A 2641-nucleotide genomic window follows, 5' to 3' on the forward strand; every position below is an offset into this window, starting at 1 on the left:
GACCCTCAACGTCCTGGAGACCAACTGCAGCATCCCGCTCTCCGCGGAGACGGCGATGATGGTCAAGGAGCACTTCGTCGAGACCTACGGGCCGGTGCAGCACACGATCGGCTGGGGCGGGTCCGGCGGCGGCATCCAGCAGTACACCATGGCCGATTCCTATCCGGGGATCCTGGACGGGATCATCCCCATCGTCGGCTTCCCGGACGGCTTCACGCTGGAAAAGAGCATGGCCAGCGACTGCAAACTGCTCGTACGCCACTTCTCCGGAGCCGGCAGCTCCTTCACCCCCGAGCAGCGCGATGCGGTCACCGGAATGCTGGAGTACGGCAGCTGCGTCGGCGCGGAGAACATCGACATCCGCACCGCGACCAAGCGCTGCGACAAGTCGATCCCCCTCACGGCGCGGTGGCACGCCACCGCCAATCCCGGCGGGGTCAAGTGCACGATGACGGAGGCCTACGCCAACCAGTTCGGCCGCGACCCGAAGAACGGCTTCGTGCGCAGCGTCCTGGACAACGTCGGAGTGCAGTACGGGCTGAAGGCACTGAACAGCAAGAAGATCAGTCCGGCTCAGTTCATCAAGCTGAACTCGGAGATCGGCGGATACGACGCGGCGGGCACCCCGGTCGCCCGGCGTTCCGAGGCCGACCCGCGGGCGCTGAAGGCCGCCTACCGCGGCGACCTGCTCAACAGCATGCGCCTGGGCCTGCGCAGTACGCCGATCATCGACCACCGGCTCTACGCGGACCGGTTGCCGCTCGACGTCCATACCGCTCACTGGTCCTACGTCACACGGGCACGGTTGCAGGCAGCCAACGGGACGTCGGCCAACCACGTGATCATCGAGAGCCAGCCGACCGCGGGCGAGCAACAGACCGCGGACGCCTATGTGCTGACGTCGATGGACCGCTGGCTGACGAACATCGCAGCCGACACCTCCTCCCGCAGCAAGCAGGCCAAGGTCATGGCCGGCAAACCCGCCGGGCTCTCCGACGCCTGCTATCTGACCCCGGCCAAGCGGATCAACGCCCGGCTGACGTATCCGGCCAGCGGACCGTGTGCGGATCAGTACCCCATCGGCGCCGACCCCCGGCTCCAAGCCGGCGCCCCGCTGGACCAGAGCCCGCTCAAGTGCGCCCTCAAGCCCGTGGATTTCGGCGACTACCGCGTGCGCTTCACCGACGCCGAGCAGGCGCGGCTGCGCAAGGCCTTCCCCGAGGGCGTGTGCGACTACGGCCGGCCCGGCCCCGGCCAGGGCGAGCGGCCGGGCACATGGAGGGACTACAGCAGGGGCTGACCTCCCCCGTCAGCTGCTCTCCCTGGTGATCAGTTGCGGGACCAGGAGCGTGCGCACAGGGCTCTGCCGCGGATTTTCGATCAGGGAGCGCAGCAGTTCGGCGGCGCGGCGGCCGGACTCGGCAAACGGCTGGCGGATGGTGGTCAGGCCCACCGTGTCCGCCAGCGTTCCGTCGTCGAAGCCCGCCACGGCGACCTCGTCGGGCACCCGGGTTCCTGCGGCGCGCAGCCCCGCCAGGAACCCGGCCGCCAGGACGTCGTGGTGAGCGATAACGGCCGTCGGCCGTTCGGTGCGGCGGACGAAGTCGGCGGCCTGCTCCCGGGCCGCGGGCGCGTCGTTGCCCGTGAGTGCGATGTCCTCGATGCCGCCCGCCTCGCCCGCCTCGCGCAGCGCGCGGGCGATTCCCTCCAGCCGTTGCAGACCGGCCGAGGGAAGGCCCTGCGAGCGGTAGGGCTCGTGCAGGTAGGCCAGGCGCCGGTGGCCGCGGCCGAGCAGGTGAGCGGCCACCAGGTGGCCGGCCTGCTCGTCGTCGAAGGTGACGCAGGTGAACTCGGGGTTGGCGGAGTCGACAAGGACGGTGGGCGGCCCCCAGCGTTTGAGGCGGTCGGCGCCCTCCGGACCGAGCGGCACACCCATGATCAGCAGTCCGTCGACGTCGCCGCGCACCGGCAGGGTCTCGAGCAGCGGCGAGGGGGATTCGGTGGCCGGCGGCGTGTCGTGCACCACCACTTCGACGCCGTGGGGGCCGAAGGTCTCCAGGATGCCGACCAGCCGGGCGCGGTAGGTCTCGTAGCTGCTGAAGGGCGCGAGGACCGCGATGCGGCCGCTGCGCTTGCGGGCGCGCTCGGAGACCGTGGCACCGGCGCGGTAGCCCAGCTCGCCGGCGACCTCGATGATCCGGTCGCGTGTCTTCGGACTGACCCGGTCCGGGTGGTTCAGCGCGAGCGAGACCGTCGAGATGCTCACGCCGGCGGCCTTGGCCACCTGATAGATCGTCACGTCCGAACTCCCCACGTCAGCACCCTATCCGACCAGGGCCTGCGCCCGTCATCCGGTGGTTGACCGTGCCGTCGAGCCATGTTTAAAGTGTTTCGTCGAAGCACTTCGATGGAGGTTTGATGGTAAATGTTCCAAGCCTCGCCCGCACCGCGGGCTGCGAGTCGGCCGTAGTGGACTGGCTCGATGCCGTAGGCGACATCGCGGGTGCACTCCCCCAGCTGCAATCGCCAGACCCTGCCCTGCGCCGCAGGGCGGCCCACCAGCTCTCCGACGCACTCGCCACCCGGTTCACGCTGCCCGGCGATGCCCACTGCGAGGTGAGCGAGCACCGCGTACGGACTG

At 69.8% G+C, this 2641-nt stretch carries 3 protein-coding genes; 2 read left to right on the forward strand and 1 reads right to left on the reverse strand.

The genetic code is table 11. The features are described 5' to 3' along the window. Positions 1–1300: DUF6351 family protein (locus tag ACQKIP_RS44735; RefSeq protein ID WP_427745623.1), on the forward strand; the 1300-nt coding region annotated here is incomplete at its 5' end. Between the two features lie 9 nt (positions 1301–1309). On the opposite strand, the gene ACQKIP_RS44740 is transcribed toward ACQKIP_RS44735, so the two are convergent. Continuing rightward, complete coding sequence (locus ACQKIP_RS44740; RefSeq protein WP_365853654.1) at positions 1310–2299, reverse strand: LacI family DNA-binding transcriptional regulator; 990 nt, start codon at positions 2297–2299, stop codon at positions 1310–1312. A gap of 119 nt (positions 2300–2418) precedes the next feature. Between ACQKIP_RS44740 and ACQKIP_RS44745 the strand changes: the two genes are divergently transcribed. Further along, a partial coding sequence (locus tag ACQKIP_RS44745; RefSeq protein ID WP_427745624.1) for a hypothetical protein occupies positions 2419–2641 on the forward strand: 223 nt, incomplete at its 3' end.

Source organism: Streptomyces sp. NPDC059900 (assembly GCF_050270335.1).
Classification (GTDB): Bacteria; Actinomycetota; Actinomycetes; order Streptomycetales; family Streptomycetaceae; genus Streptomyces.